The organism is Halopiger xanaduensis SH-6 (genome assembly GCF_000217715.1).
Taxonomy (GTDB): domain Archaea; phylum Halobacteriota; class Halobacteria; order Halobacteriales; family Natrialbaceae; genus Halopiger; species Halopiger xanaduensis.
Genome location: NC_015666.1, coordinates 367,455 through 386,752 on the forward strand (window position 1 = coordinate 367,455; position 19,298 = coordinate 386,752).

17 protein-coding genes are annotated in these 19,298 nt (G+C 65.2%); 11 read left to right on the forward strand and 6 right to left on the reverse strand.

The window, feature by feature from the left end; genetic code table 11:
* Nucleotides 1-94: 94 nt before the first annotated feature.
* From HALXA_RS01810 to HALXA_RS01835, 6 genes are all read left to right on the forward strand, one after another.
* Nucleotides 95-1,084 carry an ABC transporter permease gene (locus HALXA_RS01810; RefSeq protein WP_013878595.1) on the forward strand — a complete coding sequence of 330 codons (990 nt, stop codon included), beginning with the start codon at nucleotides 95-97 and terminating at the stop codon, nucleotides 1,082-1,084.
* Entirely contained in the window at nucleotides 1,081-2,091 is a 1,011-nt protein-coding gene (locus HALXA_RS01815; protein ID WP_013878596.1) for an ABC transporter permease, read from the forward strand. The genes HALXA_RS01810 and HALXA_RS01815 overlap by 4 nt, the downstream gene beginning before the upstream one ends.
* A gap of 7 nt (nucleotides 2,092-2,098) precedes the next feature.
* A complete protein-coding gene (locus HALXA_RS01820; RefSeq protein ID WP_013878597.1) occupies nucleotides 2,099-3,394 on the forward strand; it encodes an ABC transporter ATP-binding protein in 1,296 nt (431 codons plus the stop codon).
* Nucleotides 3,391-4,806, forward strand: a complete 1,416-nt coding sequence (locus tag HALXA_RS01825; RefSeq protein WP_013878598.1) for an ABC transporter ATP-binding protein — start codon at nucleotides 3,391-3,393, stop codon at nucleotides 4,804-4,806. The genes HALXA_RS01820 and HALXA_RS01825 overlap by 4 nt, the downstream gene beginning before the upstream one ends.
* A gap of 139 nt (nucleotides 4,807-4,945) precedes the next feature.
* Nucleotides 4,946-5,308, forward strand: a complete 363-nt coding sequence (locus tag HALXA_RS01830) for a DUF7344 domain-containing protein (RefSeq protein WP_013878599.1) — start codon at nucleotides 4,946-4,948, stop codon at nucleotides 5,306-5,308.
* Between the two features lie 272 nt (nucleotides 5,309-5,580).
* The gene (locus HALXA_RS01835) at nucleotides 5,581-6,531 is read left to right on the forward strand and encodes a DMT family transporter (RefSeq protein ID WP_013878600.1); all 951 of its coding nucleotides are present in this window, start codon (nucleotides 5,581-5,583) and stop codon (nucleotides 6,529-6,531) included.
* A gap of 53 nt (nucleotides 6,532-6,584) precedes the next feature.
* On the opposite strand, the gene HALXA_RS01840 is transcribed toward HALXA_RS01835, so the two are convergent.
* Nucleotides 6,585-6,884: a hypothetical protein gene (locus HALXA_RS01840; protein WP_148263622.1), complete on the reverse strand. Its 300-nt coding sequence runs from the start codon at nucleotides 6,882-6,884 to the stop codon at nucleotides 6,585-6,587.
* A 408-nt stretch (nucleotides 6,885-7,292) separates the two neighbouring features.
* Nucleotides 7,293-9,524: a CDC48 family AAA ATPase gene (locus HALXA_RS01845; RefSeq protein ID WP_013878602.1), complete on the reverse strand. Its 2,232-nt coding sequence runs from the start codon at nucleotides 9,522-9,524 to the stop codon at nucleotides 7,293-7,295.
* 194 nt (nucleotides 9,525-9,718) lie between these two features.
* Between HALXA_RS01845 and larC (HALXA_RS01850) the strand changes: the two genes are divergently transcribed.
* The gene (larC, locus tag HALXA_RS01850; RefSeq protein WP_013878603.1) at nucleotides 9,719-11,098 is read left to right on the forward strand and encodes a nickel pincer cofactor biosynthesis protein LarC; all 1,380 of its coding nucleotides are present in this window, start codon (nucleotides 9,719-9,721) and stop codon (nucleotides 11,096-11,098) included.
* 204 nt (nucleotides 11,099-11,302) lie between these two features.
* On the opposite strand, the gene HALXA_RS01855 is transcribed toward larC (HALXA_RS01850), so the two are convergent.
* Entirely contained in the window at nucleotides 11,303-12,019 is a 717-nt protein-coding gene (locus tag HALXA_RS01855) for a hypothetical protein (RefSeq protein WP_216087250.1), read from the reverse strand.
* Between the two features lie 447 nt (nucleotides 12,020-12,466).
* On the opposite strand from HALXA_RS01855, the gene larC (HALXA_RS22840) reads away from it, so the two are divergent.
* Complete coding sequence (gene larC / locus HALXA_RS22840) at nucleotides 12,467-12,685, forward strand: nickel insertion protein (RefSeq protein ID WP_394324796.1); 219 nt, start codon at nucleotides 12,467-12,469, stop codon at nucleotides 12,683-12,685.
* Between the two features lie 301 nt (nucleotides 12,686-12,986).
* Here the strand turns inward: larC (HALXA_RS22840) and HALXA_RS01865 are convergent, their stop codons facing one another.
* A complete protein-coding gene (locus HALXA_RS01865; RefSeq protein ID WP_216087251.1) occupies nucleotides 12,987-13,577 on the reverse strand; it encodes a hypothetical protein in 591 nt (196 codons plus the stop codon).
* A 784-nt stretch (nucleotides 13,578-14,361) separates the two neighbouring features.
* On the opposite strand from HALXA_RS01865, the gene HALXA_RS01870 reads away from it, so the two are divergent.
* A complete protein-coding gene (locus HALXA_RS01870; protein ID WP_171814657.1) occupies nucleotides 14,362-15,867 on the forward strand; it encodes a hypothetical protein in 1,506 nt (501 codons plus the stop codon).
* Between the two features lie 248 nt (nucleotides 15,868-16,115).
* Here the strand turns inward: HALXA_RS01870 and HALXA_RS01875 are convergent, their stop codons facing one another.
* Entirely contained in the window at nucleotides 16,116-16,463 is a 348-nt protein-coding gene (locus tag HALXA_RS01875) for a hypothetical protein (protein WP_013878607.1), read from the reverse strand.
* A gap of 366 nt (nucleotides 16,464-16,829) precedes the next feature.
* On the opposite strand from HALXA_RS01875, the gene HALXA_RS01880 reads away from it, so the two are divergent.
* Entirely contained in the window at nucleotides 16,830-17,450 is a 621-nt protein-coding gene (locus HALXA_RS01880; protein WP_013878608.1) for a hypothetical protein, read from the forward strand.
* 112 nt (nucleotides 17,451-17,562) lie between these two features.
* Here the strand turns inward: HALXA_RS01880 and HALXA_RS01885 are convergent, their stop codons facing one another.
* Nucleotides 17,563-18,321: a hypothetical protein gene (locus HALXA_RS01885; protein ID WP_013878609.1), complete on the reverse strand. Its 759-nt coding sequence runs from the start codon at nucleotides 18,319-18,321 to the stop codon at nucleotides 17,563-17,565.
* A 156-nt stretch (nucleotides 18,322-18,477) separates the two neighbouring features.
* Here HALXA_RS01885 and HALXA_RS01890 point away from each other — a divergent pair, with 156 nt between their 5' ends.
* On the forward strand, nucleotides 18,478-19,245 hold the full coding sequence (locus HALXA_RS01890; protein ID WP_013878610.1) for an AAA family ATPase: 768 nt from the start codon (nucleotides 18,478-18,480) through the stop codon (nucleotides 19,243-19,245).
* The last annotated feature ends 53 nt before the right edge of the window (nucleotides 19,246-19,298 follow it).

Here is a 19,298-nt window from a genome sequence, read left to right on the forward strand (position 1 = left end):
CGACCGTCAGCACGTTGCCGGTCGACCGCCGCGCCGGAGTTCGAAAGAGGTGTACTCGCACACCACCCCAACAACTGTCAGGTAAAAGGAATCGATGTCTCTCGCCAAGTTTCTGATAAAACGTCTTCTCCAGGGCGTGTTCGTCATCTGGGGCGTCATTACGGTGACGTTCGGCCTCAGAGCGGTCGCCCCGGGGGACCCGATCGATCTGATCGTCGATCCGTCGACGTCCCCCGAGGTGCGCGAACAGATCCGCCAGGAGATGGGATTGAACGAACCGCTCTACGTCCAGTACGTCGACTACGTCCAGGGCGTCCTCGTCGGCGACCTGGGCTACTCGTACCAATCGCGTCGCGACGTGACCGTCATGGTCCTCGAGCGCGTCCCGGCGACCCTCGAGTTGGCGATCGCGGCGACGATCGTCGCGATCGGGATCGCCATCCCGCTGGGCGTCATCAGCGCGACCAGACGGCACGACCCCGCCGACTACGGGGCGACGCTGTTCTCGCTGGTCGGGATCAGTACGCCGAACTTCTGGCTGGGGATCATGTTGATCCTGCTGCTCCCGGTCCAACTCGGCGTCTTCCCGGTGAGCCAGCGCCCGGTCGGCTTCGGGACGGCGGTGTACTCGCTGGTGACGACGGGCTACTTCAACGACCTCATCACCTGGTTCAGACACGTAACGCTCCCCGCGATCACGCTGGGGACGTACTTCACGGCGCTGATCACGCGGCTGACCAGAAGCGGGATGATCGACGAACTCGGGAAACCGTACGTGACGGCGACCGAGGCGAAGGGGCTGCCGGGCGTCCTGATCCGGTTCAAGCACGTCCTGCGGAACACGATGATCCCGATCATCACGGTGCTCGGCCTGCAACTGGGGACGCTGATCGGCGGCGCCGTCATCACCGAATCCGTTTTCGACTGGCCCGGCCTCGGCCGCCGACTGATCGACGCGCTCTACGCCGGTGACTGGCCCGTCATCCAGGGCGTGCTCATCTTCATCGGCGTCGGGTTCGTCGTCATCAACGTCGTCGTCGACGCGCTGTACGCGACGCTCAATCCGCGGGTGACCGACGAATGATCTCGGACCGACTCAAATCGAACCTCAAGCGGGAGTTCGACCGGAGCCTGATGGCGAAACTCGGGCTCTCGATCGCCGTCGTGATCATCCTGGTCGCGACGTTCGCACCGATACTCGCGACGCACAACCCGAACACGACCGGCTACTTCGACGAGGAGGGGAGTTCGTACCCGCCGATCGGCTTCGACTACGAAACCCACACCTGGGAGGACACCGACGACGGCCGGGAACGGGTCTCCCACACCGTCGAATCGACGCCGGAGCACATTCTCGGAACGAACAACCTCGGGCAGGACGTCTACTCGCGGCTGCTCTACGGCGCTCGAACGTCGCTGCTGGTCGGCCTGATCGGAACCGGTCTGGCCGCGGCGGTCGGCGTGCCGTTCGGGCTGGTCGCGGGCTACTTCAGCGGCCGGATCGACGACTCGATGATGCGGATCGCCGACATCATGCTGGCGTTCCCGTCGCTCGTGCTCGCGATCGCGCTGATCGGCGTCTTCGGGCGGAGCGTGCAGTACATCCCGGATCCGATCGTGCTGTCGGGGCTCGTCGACGGGATGCCCGAGTACGCCGTGCTTCCGGGGACCGTGACCCTCGTCGTCGCCTTGGTCAACTGGGTCTGGTTCGCCCGCGTCGCCCGCGGCGAAGCGCTCTCGATCCGCAACGAGGAGTACGTCAAAGCCGCCAGGAGCCTCGGCGCGAGCAACCGGACGATCCTCCTCAAGCACGTCCTGCCGAACAGCCTCACGCCGATCATCGTGCTCGCGACGCTGCAGGTCGCGGCGATCATCCTCCTCGAGAGCTCACTCTCCTATCTCGGGTTCTCCGGGACGACGCTCTCGTGGGGGTACGAGATCAGCCAGGGCCAGGACTACTTGCGGACCGCCTGGTGGGTCTCGACGATCCCCGGGATCGCGATCGTGCTCGCAGTGATCAGCATCAATCTGCTCGGCGACTGGCTACGGGACTCCCTCGACCCGAACATCGAGGGCGAAGGAGGTGTCTAAGACGAAGATGCCCGAAGATATCGTTCGCGTCACCGGACTCTCGACTCGCTACTTTACTGAACAGGGACAGGTAAACGCCGTCGACGACCTCGATCTGCGGATCGAGCGGGGCGAGGTCTTCGGCATCGTCGGCGAGAGCGGCTCCGGCAAGAGCGTTACCGCCCGATCGATCATGGACCTCATCGACTCGCCCGGCGAGATCGTCGACGGGACGATCGAGTTCAACGACGCCGATCTGGCCGACCGGGTCCGCGAGGACCATCCGGAGGCGGTCGACGGAAACTTCGTCGACCTGCAGGCGATCCCCGAACGGATCCGCCGCTCGCTCCGGGGAACCTCCTTCAGCATGATCTTCCAGGACCCCGAGAGCAGCTTCAACCCGAGCCTCACGGTCGGCGAACAGCTCGCCGAGGCCGTGGAAGTCCAGCGCCGGGCCAGCGCCAACCCCCGCTCGACGCGCTCCCGGACCGAGTCGTCGGAGTACTCGCTGGGCAACTTCGTGCTCTCGACCGTCCTCCCCTCCCAGAAGTACGTCACCGAGGAGAGCCGCGAGCGCGCGGTCGAACTGCTCGAGCTGGTCGGCATCCCCGACCCGGTCGAACGGGCCGACGAGTACCCCCACGAGTACTCCGGCGGGATGCTCCAGCGGGCGATGATCGCGCAGGCGTTGGCCGGCGAACCCGACGTGCTGATCGCCGACGAGCCGACGACCGCGCTGGACGTGACGATCCAGGCGCAGGTGCTCGACCTGCTGGACGAACTCCAGGAGGAAACGGGCATGACGATCCTGCTGATCACCCACAACCTCGGCGTCATCGCGCGGATGTGCGACCGCGTCGGCGTGATGTACGCCGGCGAGATCGTCGAACGCGGCACGCTCGAGGACGTCTTCGACGACCACGTCCACCCCTACACTGAGGGGCTGCTCGGCTCGATTCCGGACCTCGAGGACGCGGGCGGTCGCCTCGAGCCGATCCCCGGCAACGTGCCGAGCCTCCTCGACCACGAGATGGGGGATCGGTGTCACTTCGCGGACCGCTGCCCGAAGGCCATGGAGGACTGCCTCGAGCATCCGCCGGAGTACGACGCCGACGGGAGCGAGTACCACGCAGCCCGCTGCGTGCTCGCCGAAACGGCGTATCAGGAGTCGCGGGCGCTGCCCGACGGCTACTTCGGCGAGGACGAACGGCCGGCGGGGGACAAACACGCCGATCCCGAGGACGCGGAGCCCGGCGAAGCGACGGCGGACGATCGGGCGCAACCCGCCGCCGACGATGCGGGCACCGGAGGTGAACTGCGATGAGCACTGACACGCCGCAATCAGGGACGAACGCGGACACAGACGCAGATACAGACGATGATGCAGCGGTCGAGCGACGATCGCACGAGCCGCTCGTCCGCGTCCGAAACCTCCAGAAGTACTTCTGGGAGAACGACTCGCTGCTCGACCGGCTGCTCGGAAACGATCGGGTCGCCGTCCGCGCCGTCGACGGCGTCAGCTTCGACATCTACGAGGGCGAGACGCTCGGCCTCGTCGGCGAGTCCGGCTGCGGGAAGTCGACCACCGGCGAGACGCTGCTCCGACTCCAGGAGCCGACCGACGGCCGCGTCGAGTTCGAGGGACAGAACGTCTACGACCTCGCGGGCGAGGCCCTCACCGAGTTCCGCACCGACGCGCAGGTCGTCTTCCAGGACCCGTTCTCGAGTCTCGACCCGCGGATGACGATCGGCGACATCGTCCAGCAGCCCCTGGACATCCACGACGTCGGCACCGAGGACGAACGCCGCGAGCGAGTTCGGGACCTGCTCGAGCGGGTCGGCCTCTCGGTCGACCAACTCGACCGCTACCCCCACGAGTTCTCCGGCGGGCAGCGCCAGCGCATCGGCATCGCCCGCGCGCTGGCCCTCGAGCCCGACTTCCTCGTGCTCGACGAGCCGACCTCGGCGCTCGACGTCTCCGTGCAGGCGCAGGTCCTGAACCTGCTGGACGACCTGCAAGACGAGTTCGACCTCACCTACCTGCTGATCAGCCACGACCTCTCGGTGATCCGCCACGTCTGCGACCGCGTCGCCGTGATGTACCTCGGCGAGATCGTCGAGATCGGCCCCGTCGCCGACCTCTTCGAGGTACCGAAACACCCCTACACGAAGGCGCTGCTCGAGAGCGTGCCGCGGGCCTCGACGGACGAACGCGAACGCGACCGGGAGACGCTCACCGGCGACGTCCCCTCGCCGCGGGATCCGCCCAGCGGCTGCCGATTCCGCACCCGCTGTCCCGCGGTGATCCCGCCCGAAGACCTCGAGATCGAACAGGAGACGTACCGCGAGCTCATGGACCTCCGCCAGCGGATCGAAGGGGAGGACATCTCCCTCGAGTCGGTCGGCGAGGACGGACAGTTCGCGCTCGAGGACGGCCCGGTCCCGGAGGCGGACGTGCCGGCGTTCGTCGCGGCGCTGAAAGAGCGTTTGCTCGATCGGGACCTGCCGTCGCCCCACGACGAGATCGTCGAGGAGGCGCTCGCGGAACTGGCTACCTCGGACTGGGACGCCGCGGCCGAGCGACTGCGAGCGGAGTACGAGAGCGTCTGCGAGCGCGCCCACCCCGATCTGCGAACCGACGAGCAGTCCGCGCCCGAACAGCACCGGCCGGTCGCCTGCCACCTCTACGGCGAGTCGCCGCCGAACGCCGTCGACCCCAGTTCGTGGCGCGAGTGAGGTGGCAGCCCCGCCTCGTAGCCGGTATTCTCCCGCTCTTCCGTGCAGCCGTTTTCAATCAAAATCGCTGATTGTACGGCGCAGCGCTCCTATCTGTATTGGCAGTAGGTGTAATACCACCCGATGCATCCACTCTACTATGACGACGAGCGCCACTCGGATGGAGGCCGCCTGTTCCTTACTCGCAGAATCGAAGCGACGCTACCTGCTCTACCTGCTTGCGGAGGACGGCGAGAAGAACATCGAGGATCTCATCACGCAGATCACCGCCTGGGAACACGAGCAACCGATCGAAACGATCGAGAAGGAAGCCCGCCAGCGCGTGTACGTGACGCTGGTCCACAACCACCTGCCCCGCCTCGCCGACTACGACATCGTCGAGTACGACCTCCGAAGCGGCGACATCGTCCTCGCCGAGGGCTTCGACGACATCAAACCGCTGCTGAAGCAATTCAAACAGACCGAGGACGTCCCGGAGATCCGCAAGCGGCCGGTCCTGTAAGCGGCCGGGAGCCGACGTCGATACTCGACTGCGACGGGCGCGATACTACCCTCCCGGTACCGCAGCGCATTCGCGGCTTCTCTTCTCCTATTGACACCGGCCGAGACCATCGAGATAGCACCGTCTGAACCTCGTATCCGACACTATACCCGTACCCAACCCCAGTCCGCCAGAACCGGTGACCGAGTGACCGGTCTCGGCTGGGCCGACGTCCTCGAGCACGACGTGATTCGAATCGAAACACATTGAACGGTGCCGCGGTAACCGCCGCTGTGAGCCGCTATCGGAACTTCGGACTCTTCCTGGTGTTGTCGGCCCTCTGGGGAACCGCGTTCGTCGCGATCAGCGCCGGCCTCGAGCATCTTCCGCCGGTGCTGTTCGCGGCGCTGCGGTACGACGTCGCGGGCCTCCTGATGCTCGGTTACGCGGCGTACGCCGTCGGCGGTGCGGACGGCGCGGACGGCGAGACGTGGTACCCCAGGGGACGCGACGAGTGGGCGACTGCGGCGGTCGGCGCCGCGCTGTTGATCGCCGCCTACCACGCGTTCCTCTTCGTCGGCCAGCAGCACACGACCGCTGCCGCCGCCTCGATCGTCGTCAGCCTCTCGCCGGTCCTCACGACCGGCTTCGCGCGACTGCTGATGCCCTCGGACGCCCTCTCGCCCGCGGGCATGGCCGGCGTCTGTATCGGACTCGTCGGGGTGGCGGTCATCGCCCAGCCCGATCCCTCGAACCTGTTCGCGACCGACGCCGTCGCCAAACTGCTGGTCTTTCTGGCCGCGGCGTCGTTCGCCCTCGGGAGCGTGCTGACCCGCCGTATCGACGCCTCGCTGCCCATCGAGACGATGGAAGCCTGGTCGATGCTCGGCGGCGCCCTCCTGCTCCACGGCGTGAGCCTCGCGCTCGGCGAGCCATTCGAGCCGGCGACCTGGACCGACCCGCAGGCCCTCGGCGCGCTCGCGTACCTGGCGGTCGGCGCGAGCGCGATCGGCTTCCTGCTGTACTTCGACCTGCTCGAGCGGCTCGGCGCCGTCGAGATCAACATGGTATCGTACGTCGCGCCGATCTTCGCCGCGGTCGTCGGCTGGCTCTATCTGGACGAGGTCGTCGACGCGATGACGCTGTTCGGGTTCGGCCTGATCGTCGTCGGGTTCCTCCTCGTGAAGCGGCGGGCGATCCGGGAGGAGTTCGGCCACGTGCAGCGGTGGGTGTCGGGCGACTGACGGCGGTCGGCAGTCGGCGACCACAAACGCAACCGCAACCGCGACCGCCGACGCTACTCCGTGTCCTTCTCGTAGGCGTGGCCGACGTAGAGTGCGGCGAAGTTGACCGTCACCAGCGCGAAAAACACCGCCGTCTCCGGCGGCGTCGCCAACCCGGTGAGCAACAGCGGCACGTGGAGGAACGGCAACAGGATCGCCCCCCAGAAACACGTCTTCCGGACCGAGGATGCGATCGTCGGCGCCGCTCGCTCGAGGCGGTGGTCGTCGCCGCTGTCGGCGCTGCCCGCCCCGTCGCCGATCGAGGGCGAACTCGAGGTCGACCGCCGATCGCGCGTCGCTGAGGAATCCGACATCGAAACACCTGAGACGGTCGAAATACCGTGTTCGAGCCCCATATATCGGCGCGACGCTTTCGATCCGCTAGCCGCGATTCACGCGAGTACAGCGGGGTGTACTATCGATAACCGTTCGTACTGCGGCTCGAGGCGACGATCCGGATAACCGATCCGCAGGCAGTGTTACTTGGTCACACACTGCAAGAACGCGGGAGTAAGTGACAGCTACCGGCATCTAATACCGGATTATGGGCCCACTACACGGAGTCCTCTCCGGCGGTCCAGAGACCGTAGACCTTCCGAACGAGTTGGCGCGACGCCGTCGATCCGAGGACAACGTACAAAAGAACGATCCGAAACCGCTCGCCGTCCACGAGCGGCGTCAGGTAGTGCGGGTGCGGAGGGAGGCCAAGCGGTGCGCCGCGGTTACTGGAAGCCGATCCGGCTGCCGCGACGACCGGTCGGTTCCGGGCCGCCCGAGCCGCCCTGGAACTCGTCCTCGATGCGCTCGTAGTAGTCGAGGATGTCCTCGGTGATCGTCGGCCGGACGTTCTCCATCGCCTGCCGGAAGTGGCGCATCTCGACGACGTCCGCTTCCTCGTCCTCGCGCAGCGCCTCGATCGCCGCCTCGCGGGCGATCGACTCGAGGTCGCTGCCGACGTAGCCGTCCGTGATCTCGGCGATTTCCCGCAGCGAGACGTCGGCGGCCAGCGGCGTATCCTCGGTGTGGATCTCGAGGATGCGCTCGCGGCCCTCGACGTCGGGCTCGCCGATCATCACGAGGCGGTCGAACCGACCCGAGCGCAACAGTGCGGGGTCGATCATGTCGGGCCGGTTGGTCGCGCCGATGACCATCACGTCCTCCATGTCCTCGAGGCCGTCGAGTTCGGTCAGCAGCTGGTTGACGACCCGCTCGGAGACGTTCGAACCAGTCTCGCCGCCGCCGCGACCGGGTGCGAGGGCGTCGAGCTCGTCGAAGAAGATCACCGTCGGCGAGACCTGCCGGGCCTTGCGGAAGGTCTGCCGGATGGCCTTCTCCGATTCGCCGACCCACTTCGAGAGTAGCTGCGGGCCGCGCACCGAGATGAAGTTCGCGTTCGTCTCGTTGGCGACGGCCTTCGCCATCAGCGTCTTCCCGGTGCCCGGCGGCCCGTACAGCAGGACCCCGGCCGGCGGATCGACGCCCAGCCGGTCGAACCGCTCGGGGCTCGAGAGGGGCCACTCGACGGATTCCTGGACCTGCTCTTTAGCCTCGTTGAGGCCGCCGACGTCGTCCCAGGAGATCTTCGGGAGTTCGACGAGGACCTCCCGCATCGCCGACGGCTCCACCTCGTTTAAGGCGCCGCGGAAGTCTTCGCGCTTGACGATCATCCGGTCGATCAGGCTCGGCGGAATGTCCTCCTCGTCGAGGTCGATCTCGGGGAGGTACCGCCGCAGGGCCTTCATCGCGGCCTCCTTCGTCAGGCTCTCGATGTCGGCGCCGACGAAGCCGTGGGTCTCGTCGGCGAGGTGACCGAGGTTGACGTCGTCCGACAGCGGCATGCCGCGGGTGTGGATCTGGAGGATTTCCTCGCGGCCGGTCTCGTCGGGGACGCCGATCTCGATCTCGCGGTCGAACCGACCCGGACGACGCAGCGCGGGGTCGACCGAGTCGACGCGGTTGGTCGCCGCGATGACGATGACCTGCCCGCGCGACTCGAGGCCGTCCATCATGGTCAGCAACTGGGCGACGACGCGGCGTTCGACCTCGCCGGTGACGTCCTCCCGTTTGGGGGCGATGGAGTCGAGTTCGTCGATGAAGATGATCGACGGCGACTCCTCGGTCGCGTCCTCGAAGATCTCGCGTAACTGCTGTTCGGACTCGCCGTAGTACTTGGAGATGATCTCCGGGCCCGCGATGGAGAAGAAACTCGCGGAGGTCTCGTTAGCGACGGCCTTCGCGAGCAGCGTCTTCCCGGTGCCCGGCGGGCCGTGCAGGAGGACGCCCTGCGGCGGCTCGATGCCGAGCTTCTTGAAGATCTGCGGGTGCTTCATCGGGAGTTCGACCATCTCCCGGACCCGCTGGATCTCGCTCTGGAGTCCGCCGATGTCCTCGTAGGTGATGCCGCCGCCGGTCTTCTCGAAGCCCGAAATGGGCTCCTCGCGGAGTTCGACGTCGGTGTCCTCAGTGATGAGGACCACCCCTTCCGGTTCCGTTTCGACCGCGATCAGCGGGATGGCCTGCCCCGGGGACCGCATGAAGGGATGGTTCGTCGAGCTCATTACGGGGACGATGTCGCGGCCGACGACCGGCCGCTTCAGGATCTGCCGTTTGACCATGCCGGCGGCGTCTGAGCCGAACTGGACCGACGCCTCCTCCGGCGGCGCGAGGGTGAGTTTGTCGGCCTTCGTCGCTTCGGCCTTCCGGATCGTCACCCGCTCGCCGATGCCCACGTCGGCGTTCTGCCGGGTGAAACCGTCGATGCGGACGGTGTCCGTGTTCCAGTCCTGCCGGTCGGCGCGCCACACCTTCGCGGCGGTGGTGTCCGCACCTTCGATCTCGATGATGTCGCCCGGACTCAGCTTCAAATGCAACAGCGTGTCCGGGTCGAGTCGGGCGATACCACGACCCGAGTCGTTCGGGTACGCTTTGGCAACCTCCAGTTGAACTTCGTTCATGATTCGGGATGGACGGCGATGTGAGTCACTCCGATTCGTGATCGGATAGGTTTTTTGCTAGCTCTAGTTGTGCTAGATGCTACCACGTCAGAGTTAGGGAGGTGGCTACATAGATGTGACGGCATCGGACGGTTTTGGCGGGACCGGATCGGCGAGCAGATGGCTTTTTTGCCGTTCACCTCCCCGGCGTACGTATGACCACGAACACGGGTCCGAACGTCCTCGCGTTCGACGGCCGCATGGGTGCCAGCGGCGACATGCTCCTCGCCGCCCTGGTCGACGCCGGGGCCGATCCCGACGCTCTCGAGGCGGTCGAAGCCACCCTCGAGATCGAGTACCGGATCGCCGAGACGGTCAAGTGCGGGATCGCGTCGACGACGGTCGACGTGGTGTTGACCGGTGAATCAGGTGACTCGAGCGGTCACGAACACGAGCACGACGAACACAGCCACCAGCACGACGGTCACGATCATTCGAGACACGAGCACGATCACGGCCACGACGACCACAATCACGCGGACGGCCACTCGAGCGACGGCGACCACGACCACGTCCACGCCGAGGGTCACGGACCGCACCGCAGCTATCGGGAAGTCCGCGAGATCGTCGCGGACATGGCCCTCCCCGCCGCCGTCGAAGACGACGCGCTCGCGATCTTCAAACGGCTCGGCGAGGCCGAAGCCAGCGTCCACGGCGAGACCCTAGAGGACATTCACTTCCACGAGGTCGGAGCCGACGACGCCATCGCGGACGTCGTCGGCGCGGCGGCGCTGGTCCACGACCTCGAGCCGGACCGGATCGTCACGACGCCGCTTTCGACCGGCGGCGGCACCGTCGGGATGAGCCACGGCGAGTACCCCGTCCCCACGCCGGCGGTGGTCGAAATCGCCCGGGAGGCCGACTGGTCGCTGCGCGGCGGGCCCGTCGACCGCGAACTGCTGACCCCGACCGGCGCGGCGATCCTCGCGCACTTCGCCGAGGGCGTCGACGAACTCCCCTCGCTCGAGCTCGAGGCGTCGGGCTACGGCGCCGGCGGCTACGACCTCGATCCGCACCCGAACGTGCTCCGGGCGCTCGTCGGCCGAGGTGACGGCTCGCTCGTGAAGGACGACATCGCCGTCCTCGAGACGAACCTCGACGATGCAACGCCGGAAGTGCTGGGCGGCCTGCAGGAGACGCTCTCGGACGCGGGCGCGCGAGACGTTTCGATTCTTCCGGCGACGATGAAGAAGTCCCGCCCGGGCCACCTCGTGAAGGTTATCTGCAAGCCCGAGGATCGGCAGCGCGTCGCTCGAGCGCTCGCCGAGGAGACGGGGACGCTCGGGGTTCGCGATGCGGGGGCGACACATCGGTGGATCGCACGGCGGGAGTTCGAGACGGTAGAGTTGGAACTCGAGGGAGAGACCTACGAGGTGACCGTGAAAATCGCGAGTGACGCCGACGGCGAGGTTTACGACGTGAGTGCCGAGTACGAGGACGCGAAGGCGGTTGCTCGAGAAACCGAATTGTCGATTCGTGAGGTGATTCGGCGAGCGGAAGACCAGAGTCCGACAAATCGTAGAGACGAATTCTGAGATAGAAATCACTCTATTGATCGTTTTTGCCTTCCTGACGAAATCACGTACCGTGACTCCGCGGCGGAGGTTACGGTAACGAAGCAGAATACGGCGACAGTTGGATTACAAACGTAATTTGACTTACCGACGCTCGAGGAGTTACGACTACCGAGCTACGTTATATCAAATAAATAATCAGGTGTTGGAAAGTGGCAGGACTATTCAGAGAAGACCGTCGACGTCAAGGTCGAGGTCGAACTGCGCATCAAGGAAGTCCGATGCGTCCGAAGCATCATCGAAGGGACCGAATTGCTCACCGTCAACGATGACGAAGACGCCAGCGGAAGTCTCGAATGCGGAGACATCCTCTTCACTGACACCGTCGTCGCCGTTAGTACCGTCGTCGCCGTTAGTACCGTCGTCGCCGTTAGTACCGTCGTCGCCGTCAGTTTCGTTCTCGTCGTCAGCACCGTCATCGGCGCCGAAGATGTTATCCTCGACGTCGATTTCCTGTTCGGGCTCGACGTCCTGCTCGGCGTCGACGCTCGAGTCAGCAGTCGCGTCGACGTCAGCAGCGTTGGTCTGGTCGACGTCCTGGTTCTGCGCGACTTCAGCGGTGGAGAACGCCGTCGCGCCAGTACCGGCACCGTTATCGGTAGCCGCAGCGCCGCCGGCACCGCCGCTCTTTTGTTTGGCGTGGTCCGCAGCGCCCGCAGCAGCGCCACCAGAGCCGGAGCCGCCAACGGCGAGCGCGTCACCGGACGTCGCGCTGGCCGTCTGCGCGTTGTTGTTGGTCTGGTCGACGCTCACTTCGGTCGTCGCGTCACCGGACTCGATGTCCTGAATCGCCTCGACATCCTGGTCAAGGAGGTCTCCGTCGAAGAGATCGTCCGTGTCGGTATCGTTATCCTGTGCCGCTGCCGTTCCAGCGAGTGCCATCGCCGCAAGGGCGACCATCGCTACCGTCAGTGTGATTGCGAGTGCGCGCTTCATAGTTGAATTTTTGCTGTTTATGAGGCACGCATCACACGGGAGTACCGCTCCGCAACCGAGCTCGACCCTTTCCGCGGGCCGCCGCTCGTCACGGGAGGTACCAACCGACTCCCGACGCATCCCCTGTGACGCGTTGCCCAGTCGCTGCTCATCACGGAGTCCCACTTCAACCCGAACTACAGTTTCAGGGGAAGACTCGAATTAGAAGTGCTACAGCTGTTGATCTGTTTCTGCTGATGGAGATTTCATTGTTCCTAATACTACACCTTCGAACGAGACGAGAACCGCCCGTCGCTCGAGATCGAGGCTCGAGCCACGGCGCCGACAGCTTCGACCTCGATCCACACCCAGACGTGCTCCGGGCGCTCGTCGGCCGGAACGAGAGGGGTGCTCGTGACCGACGACATCGCCGTCCTCGAGACGAACCTCGAGCCACGCGACGCCGAAAGTCATAGCCTACAGGACGAATTTATGGACGCGGGCGAGCGTGGCGTTTCGATCCTGCCGGCGATGATGAAGAAGTTCCGCCCTGGCGACCTCGTGAAGATCATCTGCAAACCCAGGCATCGCCAGCGCGTCGCTCGAGCGCTGACCGAGAAGACGGGACATTAGGTGTTCGTAATGCAGGGATCGGGGCGACGCATCGATGGATTGCACAGCAAGAGTTCGAGACGGAGGGTTGGTACTCGACGGCGAAACCCACGAAGTGACTGTGAAATAGCGAGCGATGCCGACGGCGAGATTTACGACGTCAGTGCCGAGTGCGAGGACCGAAGGTAGTTGCTCGAAAAGTCGATTTGTCGAATCGAAGTGTGATTCAACAGGCAGAAACGACTGTACTCACTTCCACTAGCTAGGACCCTCACCGCAAGTCAACACATCAAAAAATAAGCAGAACGAATATGGACCGGGTTTATCCTTCAGTTGCGTTCAGGTCGACGTCAGCATTGATCGCATCGACGATGTCAGCGATCGAGTCCTCGCTCAGGTCGACGGTCTCGTTACCGTTGTCAGTGCCGTCGTCGACACCGTCACCGGCGTTGACTTCGTTATCTTCGACTTCGACTTCCTGTTCGGGTTCGACGTTCTGCTCGGCGTCGACGCTCGAGTCCGCATTAGCGTCGATCTGCGCAGCGTTGGTCTGGTCGACGTCCTGGTTCTGCGCGACTTCAGCAGTGGAGAACGCCGTAGCGCCAGTGCTGGCACCGTTATCGGTAGCCGTAGCGCCGGCACCGCTACCGCTCTTGTACTTAGCGTGATCCGCGGCGCCCGCAGCGCCGGCACCGCCGCCGTTACCGGAGCTACCAGCGACCGCGTCACCGGACGTCGCGCTGGCCGTCTGCGCGTTGTTGTTGGTCTGGTCGACGCTCACTTCGGTCGTCGCGTCACCGGACTCGATGTCCTGCTCCGCATCGACGTCCTGATCGAGGAGGTCTCCGTCGAAGAGATCGTCGGTTTCGTTGTCTCCGTTGTCCTGTGCAGCTGCCGTTCCAGCGAGTGCCATCGCCGCAACGGCGATCATCGCTACCGTCAGTGTGATTGCGAGTGCGCGCTTCATATTGATGAGTTTCGTGTTTATGAGGCACGCATCACACGGGGGTACCAGCTCCGCAACGGAGCGTCGACCGCTATCCGCAGGCCGCCGCTCGTCGCGGGAGGTACCAACCGACTCCCGACGCATCCCCGCTGTGACGCGTTGCCCAGTCGCTGCTCATCACGGAGTTCCACTTCAACCCGGACCACAGTTTCAGGGGAAGACTCGCATTAGAAGTTCTGCAACCGTTGATCTCTATCTGTTGGGTCGGCTTTCACTCGCTGCAACTGTCCCTCCCAATCGATACGATCAGCTTAGCGAACCGTTCGTTCCTCGTTCCGGCAACGGCATCACGCGGTGCCGTCCCCGAAATACCGAGTATGAACTGCGAGGGTTTGCGACCGGCTTCCAGTAACCACGGCCTTTGCGCCGTGAAACAGTCCCCAATTTCGATACGTAGCCGGCGATTTCGAGACCTCGAGACCGTCAGTGACGGCTGTATAGCATTTGAGATGGGTTAGCACACCATCAGATCGAGCGGGCCGCGATCGAAGTTTCCCCCTTCCGGTCGTAAGTTCCACCCTTCGGAACGGTAGGTCGCTTCATATTTGCCGAAACTGACAGATAACAAAGTCTGTCATCGGGATACGACGGTTCACGCCGTGGAGTTACAGAAAGGAAGACTCTCACGGTTCACGTCAAACGAATCATGACAAACACGACGACGATACGTTCACAGTGTACGACGGTTCTTATGGCATGTATAGTCGCCGTAGCGATGCTCTCGGTCGGCGTGCCGGCGGCCGCAGCCGCCGAAGACGCCGAGACTGAGGGCGACGGCAGCGCTGGTACGCCCTACGCGCTCGAGGACGACGAAGGCCTGTACCTGGTCTTCGGCGCCGAGCTGGGAGACATGACCCTCGAGGAGTACATCGAGGAGCACGCGTCCGGCGATCAGATGGACGACGTCGAGATCTCCCAGTACCAGGACGTCGACCAGGTCAACATCAACCAGCAGGAGAACGCGACGTCGATCTCGATCGACGGCGGCGAGGCCACGGCGGTGCAGGAGGCCTCGCAGTACAACGATAACGAACAGTACGCGGACGCGAACGCGGACAACACGCAGGCGGTCCAGACGGAGTTCGAGGACGTCGGCGAGGTCACGATCCTCATCGGCGACGGCGACGGCAAGTCGTTCGACGGCTGGGGCATCGCCGACAAGAAGGGCCACAAGCCCGAGATCGACAACGCCGACCAGACGGCCGAAGCCGAAGTGACGCAGGTCCAGGAAGTTGCCCAGCTCAACTACAACGAGCAGAACATCGCGTTCGCGATCGCGGAGAACGGCAGCGAAGCGACCGCGCTCCAGCAGTCCCAGCAGTCCAACGAGAACCTGCAACAGGGCGTCGCGAACGCGACCAACGTCTACACGGGCAACGGTCAGTTCGAGGACCAGGCCGCAGAAGCGGCGGTCCAGCAGGGCCAGGCCGTCAGCCAGGAGAACATCAACCAGCAGGACGGCGCCGTTGCGATCGCCGTCGGCAACGACAGCGTCGCGACCGCGATCCAGATGACGGAGCAGACCAACCTCAACGAACAGATCGGCAACGCGACCGCCGAAAACGTCATCCAGTCGCTCGGCGGCATGAACGTCGCCACGGCCGGTCTCGACGACGACACCCAGGTCCTCGACACCGAGCGCTCGGTCGAGACGCTGCTCGCCGACAAGGAGGGCGACCACCACAAGAAGAGCGACGAGAAGGTCCAGACGGCCACCTCCGAAGTGGCCCAGAACCAGACCGCCGAGCAGATGAACGTCAACCTGCAGAACACGGCGCTGGCGCTCGCGACCAACGAGAGCAACGCCACCGCCGTCCAGTTGGCCTACCAGTCCAACATCAACTCGCAGGTCGGCGCCGCCGACGCGCTGAACGTCTACGCCGGCCCGAGCCACCAGTACGAGAACGCGATCGTGACCTCGACCACGAGCGTGACCGTTGGCGGCGAAGACGTCGACGGTATCGAAGGGATCTCGTACGACAGCGACGCGCAGCAGACGAACGATCCCCAGCAGCACGCGAGCGCCCAGATCGCGCAGGTGCAGTTCATCACGCAGGAGAACGTCAACGAGCAGCACGCCGCCATCGCCGTAGCCGAAAACGGAGATGACGCCGACGCTGCGCAGGTGACCATGCAGGAGAACGAGAACGTCCAGTTCGGGTCCGTCGCCGCGACGAACCTCTGGGCTGCAGCGTAACTGAACCGTTACGCGATCGTCGTTCGACCGGCTACCGACTCCGTTTCGATATTCTGTTTTTTGCCGTCCGTCCCGCGAATCGAGCCGCGCGACTCCTGTCGGCAGCGAGCGTCACCGATGATTCCGTCCCGCCTTATCCGCACGACGGCTCCTGCGACGGCCCAAAATCAAAACGCGCGTCGCGCGTACGGTTCCAAAAAATGGACTGAGACAGGCGTTCTCGTCGAGGCGAATCGAACCGAGACCGATCAGTCGAACATCTCGCCGACGTTCGCGAGCGTCTGGTCGACGATGTCGGTGCCGAAGTCGGTGTCGATGAAGTCGTCACCGCCGTCGACGGCGTCGCCGTCCTCGTCAGATAGGTCGCCGGTTCCGTCCGTCGCAAATGACGTCTCGGTCTCCGTCACACTCTCCTCGATCGTCTGCGAACTCTCGTTTTGAACCGATACGTTCTCGGTTGCTTCGCCGGTCTCGACCGACTCCGAGACCGATTCGCTTTCCTGTGCTGTTGCCGCTCCGATGCCGAAGGTCATCGCCAGCAATCCGACGACGACCATCGCCGTAAGTAACCGCTGACCGATCTTCCGTCCAATCATGGGTATCTGCCCGCAGCGGGCAGCGGCGATTCACCGGAAGCGGGAATAAACGAAGGCAATCGTTTGCAAGCCAAACACGCGATTGCGACGCTGTAGTCGAAACTTTGCACGGCGATCGAGTCGCCGTCCGATCGTGTGACCGGAGTGAAAGATCGACGGCTGGCAGCGCGGTAAGGGGAGCCAAATCGGTTGCCGATCGCGGTTCCCACGCGTGATTACACGTCGCACCGGCGCGTTCTCGCGCCCGCGCTCGAGGCGTCCCAAGCCCCAAGCGGCGACGCCGACCCGGCCGACCGTCCGTCGGGAGGCGTGACGGTCACGAACCGATGAAAAAGTGGTATTACCCTCGGTGTGGCCCCTCCGGATATGGACCGCCGCACGCTCGTTCGGATCGCACCCGGCGTCGGACTCGGATTCCTCGCGGGCTGTCTCGGCGCCGCCGACGACTCGTCGGACGGCGACGGCGAGACCGCGGGGAACGAAACGGCGGAGACGGAAAGCGAGACGGGCACAGAGACCGCGAATGAGACTGAAACGGACGGGGGCGACGACGTGCTCGAGGACGACGCGGAACTGACTTTCGAGACGCTCGAGGTCGGTCCGTTCGAGGCGATTACCACGACGGCGCTCGACGACTCGGCTGACAAAGGGGACGGTGAGAAGGCGGCCGACGAGGAGCCGGTCGACGAGGGGGCGACCGTCTACCACCGCATCACGATCGAGAACGCGTCGAATCGGGATCGGGAGCTCTCGATTCGAATCGATCGCGACGGGACCACCGTCCTCGAGGGAACGAACGAACTGTCCCCCGAGACGGCCCTCGAGATCGTCATCGGGGAGCCGGGAACCTACGAGACGACGCTCGAGGCCGGCGGGATCCGAAACACGTCGTCGATCTCGCGGTCGGGAACGCCCTGCGAGGAGTCGCGGACGGTCGTCTCGTTTACCGACGGCGGGATCGAGACGAACACGACGACGTCCTGTTGACCCCGGCGTCCCGTCGGTTCGCTCGAGTTCCGGACCGCATTCGCATCTTGTACGCACTGGCGAGCCGCTCTCGAGGAGAACCCAACGCTCGAGGAGCAGGGCGGAGCGGACCCTACCCGTCGGCGTCTTCGTCCGCCGGGTCGGCGTCGCCGCGGTGTTCGGCAAGCGCCTCGTCGATCGTCAACTCGCCGACCGCGACCCGGCGGGCGAGTACCTCGTCGATCGCGCGGTTGTGCTCGCTCTGCTCGCGCGAGCGGTCCTTGATCCGCTGGAGTTCGCCGGCGGTCGGTTCGATCTCCCGCGTGTCGACCACCTCGCCCTCGAGGCGCGCGATGTTGACCGCCGCGAGGACGTCCTCCATCCCGCGCGCACCCGTGCCGAGGTACGGCGTCGTGCCGGTCTCGTCGACGAGTTCGACCCGGACATCCTCGAGGTCGTTGACGAGTTTGGCACTCTGGAGGCGGGAGCCGTCGCCGATTCGGACGACCGGATCGGCGGCCTCGCCGGCCTCGCGCTTGATCACCGCGACGGCGTCGGCCAGCGGCACCTGGAAGGCGGCGACGACCATCTCGCCGGCGAGGACGGCGATGCCGGGTTTGCGGCCCGGATCGACGCCGATGATCGTCCGACCGTCGTCGCCCCGGACCGCGGTCAGCGCCTGGTCGACGGCGCGTCGCGGGTCGTCGGGGTCGGCGACGATCGTGGTGACGTCCGGGAAGTCGTCGGCGTGGTCGGCGCCGGTGACGACGACGGCGGTCCGCTCGGGCAAGGCCTCGTCGGGTTCGACGGTCGTGAACTCGGTCCCGCGGTCGCGAAGCTCGTTGACGACCCCGTGGTACACCTCGAAGTCCGACGTTGCGACGACGATCACGGGTCGGCTTTCGTGACCGGTCCGAATAAACGTGTACGTGTCCAGATTGGACCGAGCGGGCCGTCTCAAGCGCCAGCTATCCCGACGACGGCGGGCGTTTCTCGCGGCGCCGACGGGTTTCGGGGGGTTTTTGCGCCGACCGCTCCAAGGACGCCCGTGAACGAGGAGGCGATTCCGACCGGCTGTGGCCCGGTCGACGAGCTGCTCGGCGGGGGGTTCGAACGCGGGACGGTCACGCAGGTGTACGGGCCGCCGGCCGCGGGGAAGACGAACCTCGCGCTCTCGGCGGCCGTCGAGACGGCCGTCGCCGACGGGACGGCGGTCTACATCGACACCGAGGGCGTCTCGGTCGACCGATTTGAACAACTGCTCTCGGCTCGCGTCGAGGGCGAGTCTGCGACCGCGCGGTCCGACGGTTCGGATTCGGGAGCCGGCGACACCGACACCAACGTCGACGTCGAAACCGTCGCCTCGAGAATTGTCATCGAGGACGCGCTCGACTTCGAGGAACAGGCCGAAGCGGTCCGCGACGCCGAGGAGTTCGCCGAGCGGGCGGACCTGATCGTCGTAGACAGCGCGACCGGCTTCTACCGCCTCGAGCGCACCGGCGCCGGCGACGAGGGCGAGGCGCTGCGCACGGTCGCACGACAGGTGACCCACCTGCTCTCGCTCGCGCGCAAGTACGACCTCGCGGTCGTGCTGACGAATCAGGTCTTCTCCGACCCCGATTCCGACCGAACGCGGCCGCTGGGCGGCAACACCTTGGAGCACTGGACCGGCGTCGTCCTCCGCCTCGAGCGGTTCCGCGGCGGCAACCGGCGCGCGACCCTCGAGAAACACCGATCGAAACCCGCCGGCGAGTCCGTCCAGTTCCGGATCACGGATCGCGGCCTCGAGGGCGGCGAGGAGAGCCCGCAACTCTGAAACGGACGCCGATCCGTCCCGGACGCCACGCCAATCTGTAAGTCGCTCCGCCG

Coding starts and splice junctions, on each gene's coding strand:
- HALXA_RS01810 (WP_013878595.1), top strand. CDS start 95: ATGTCTCTCGCCAAGTTTCTGATAAAACGTCTTCTCCAGGGCGTGTTC.
- HALXA_RS01815 (WP_013878596.1), top strand. CDS start 1,081: ATGATCTCGGACCGACTCAAATCGAACCTCAAGCGGGAGTTCGACCGG.
- HALXA_RS01820 (WP_013878597.1), top strand. CDS start 2,099: ATGCCCGAAGATATCGTTCGCGTCACCGGACTCTCGACTCGCTACTTT.
- HALXA_RS01825 (WP_013878598.1), top strand. CDS start 3,391: ATGAGCACTGACACGCCGCAATCAGGGACGAACGCGGACACAGACGCA.
- HALXA_RS01830 (WP_013878599.1), top strand. CDS start 4,946: ATGACGACGAGCGCCACTCGGATGGAGGCCGCCTGTTCCTTACTCGCA.
- HALXA_RS01840 (WP_148263622.1), bottom strand. CDS start 6,884: ATGTCGGATTCCTCAGCGACGCGCGATCGGCGGTCGACCTCGAGTTCG.
- HALXA_RS01845 (WP_013878602.1), bottom strand. CDS start 9,524: ATGAACGAAGTTCAACTGGAGGTTGCCAAAGCGTACCCGAACGACTCG.
- larC (WP_013878603.1), top strand. CDS start 9,719: ATGACCACGAACACGGGTCCGAACGTCCTCGCGTTCGACGGCCGCATG.
- HALXA_RS01855 (WP_216087250.1), bottom strand. CDS start 12,019: ATGGCACTCGCTGGAACGGCAGCGGCACAGGATAACGATACCGACACG.
- HALXA_RS01865 (WP_216087251.1), bottom strand. CDS start 13,577: ATGGCACTCGCTGGAACGGCAGCTGCACAGGACAACGGAGACAACGAA.
- HALXA_RS01870 (WP_171814657.1), top strand. CDS start 14,362: ATGGCATGTATAGTCGCCGTAGCGATGCTCTCGGTCGGCGTGCCGGCG.
- HALXA_RS01875 (WP_013878607.1), bottom strand. CDS start 16,463: ATGATTGGACGGAAGATCGGTCAGCGGTTACTTACGGCGATGGTCGTC.
- HALXA_RS01880 (WP_013878608.1), top strand. CDS start 16,830: ATGGACCGCCGCACGCTCGTTCGGATCGCACCCGGCGTCGGACTCGGA.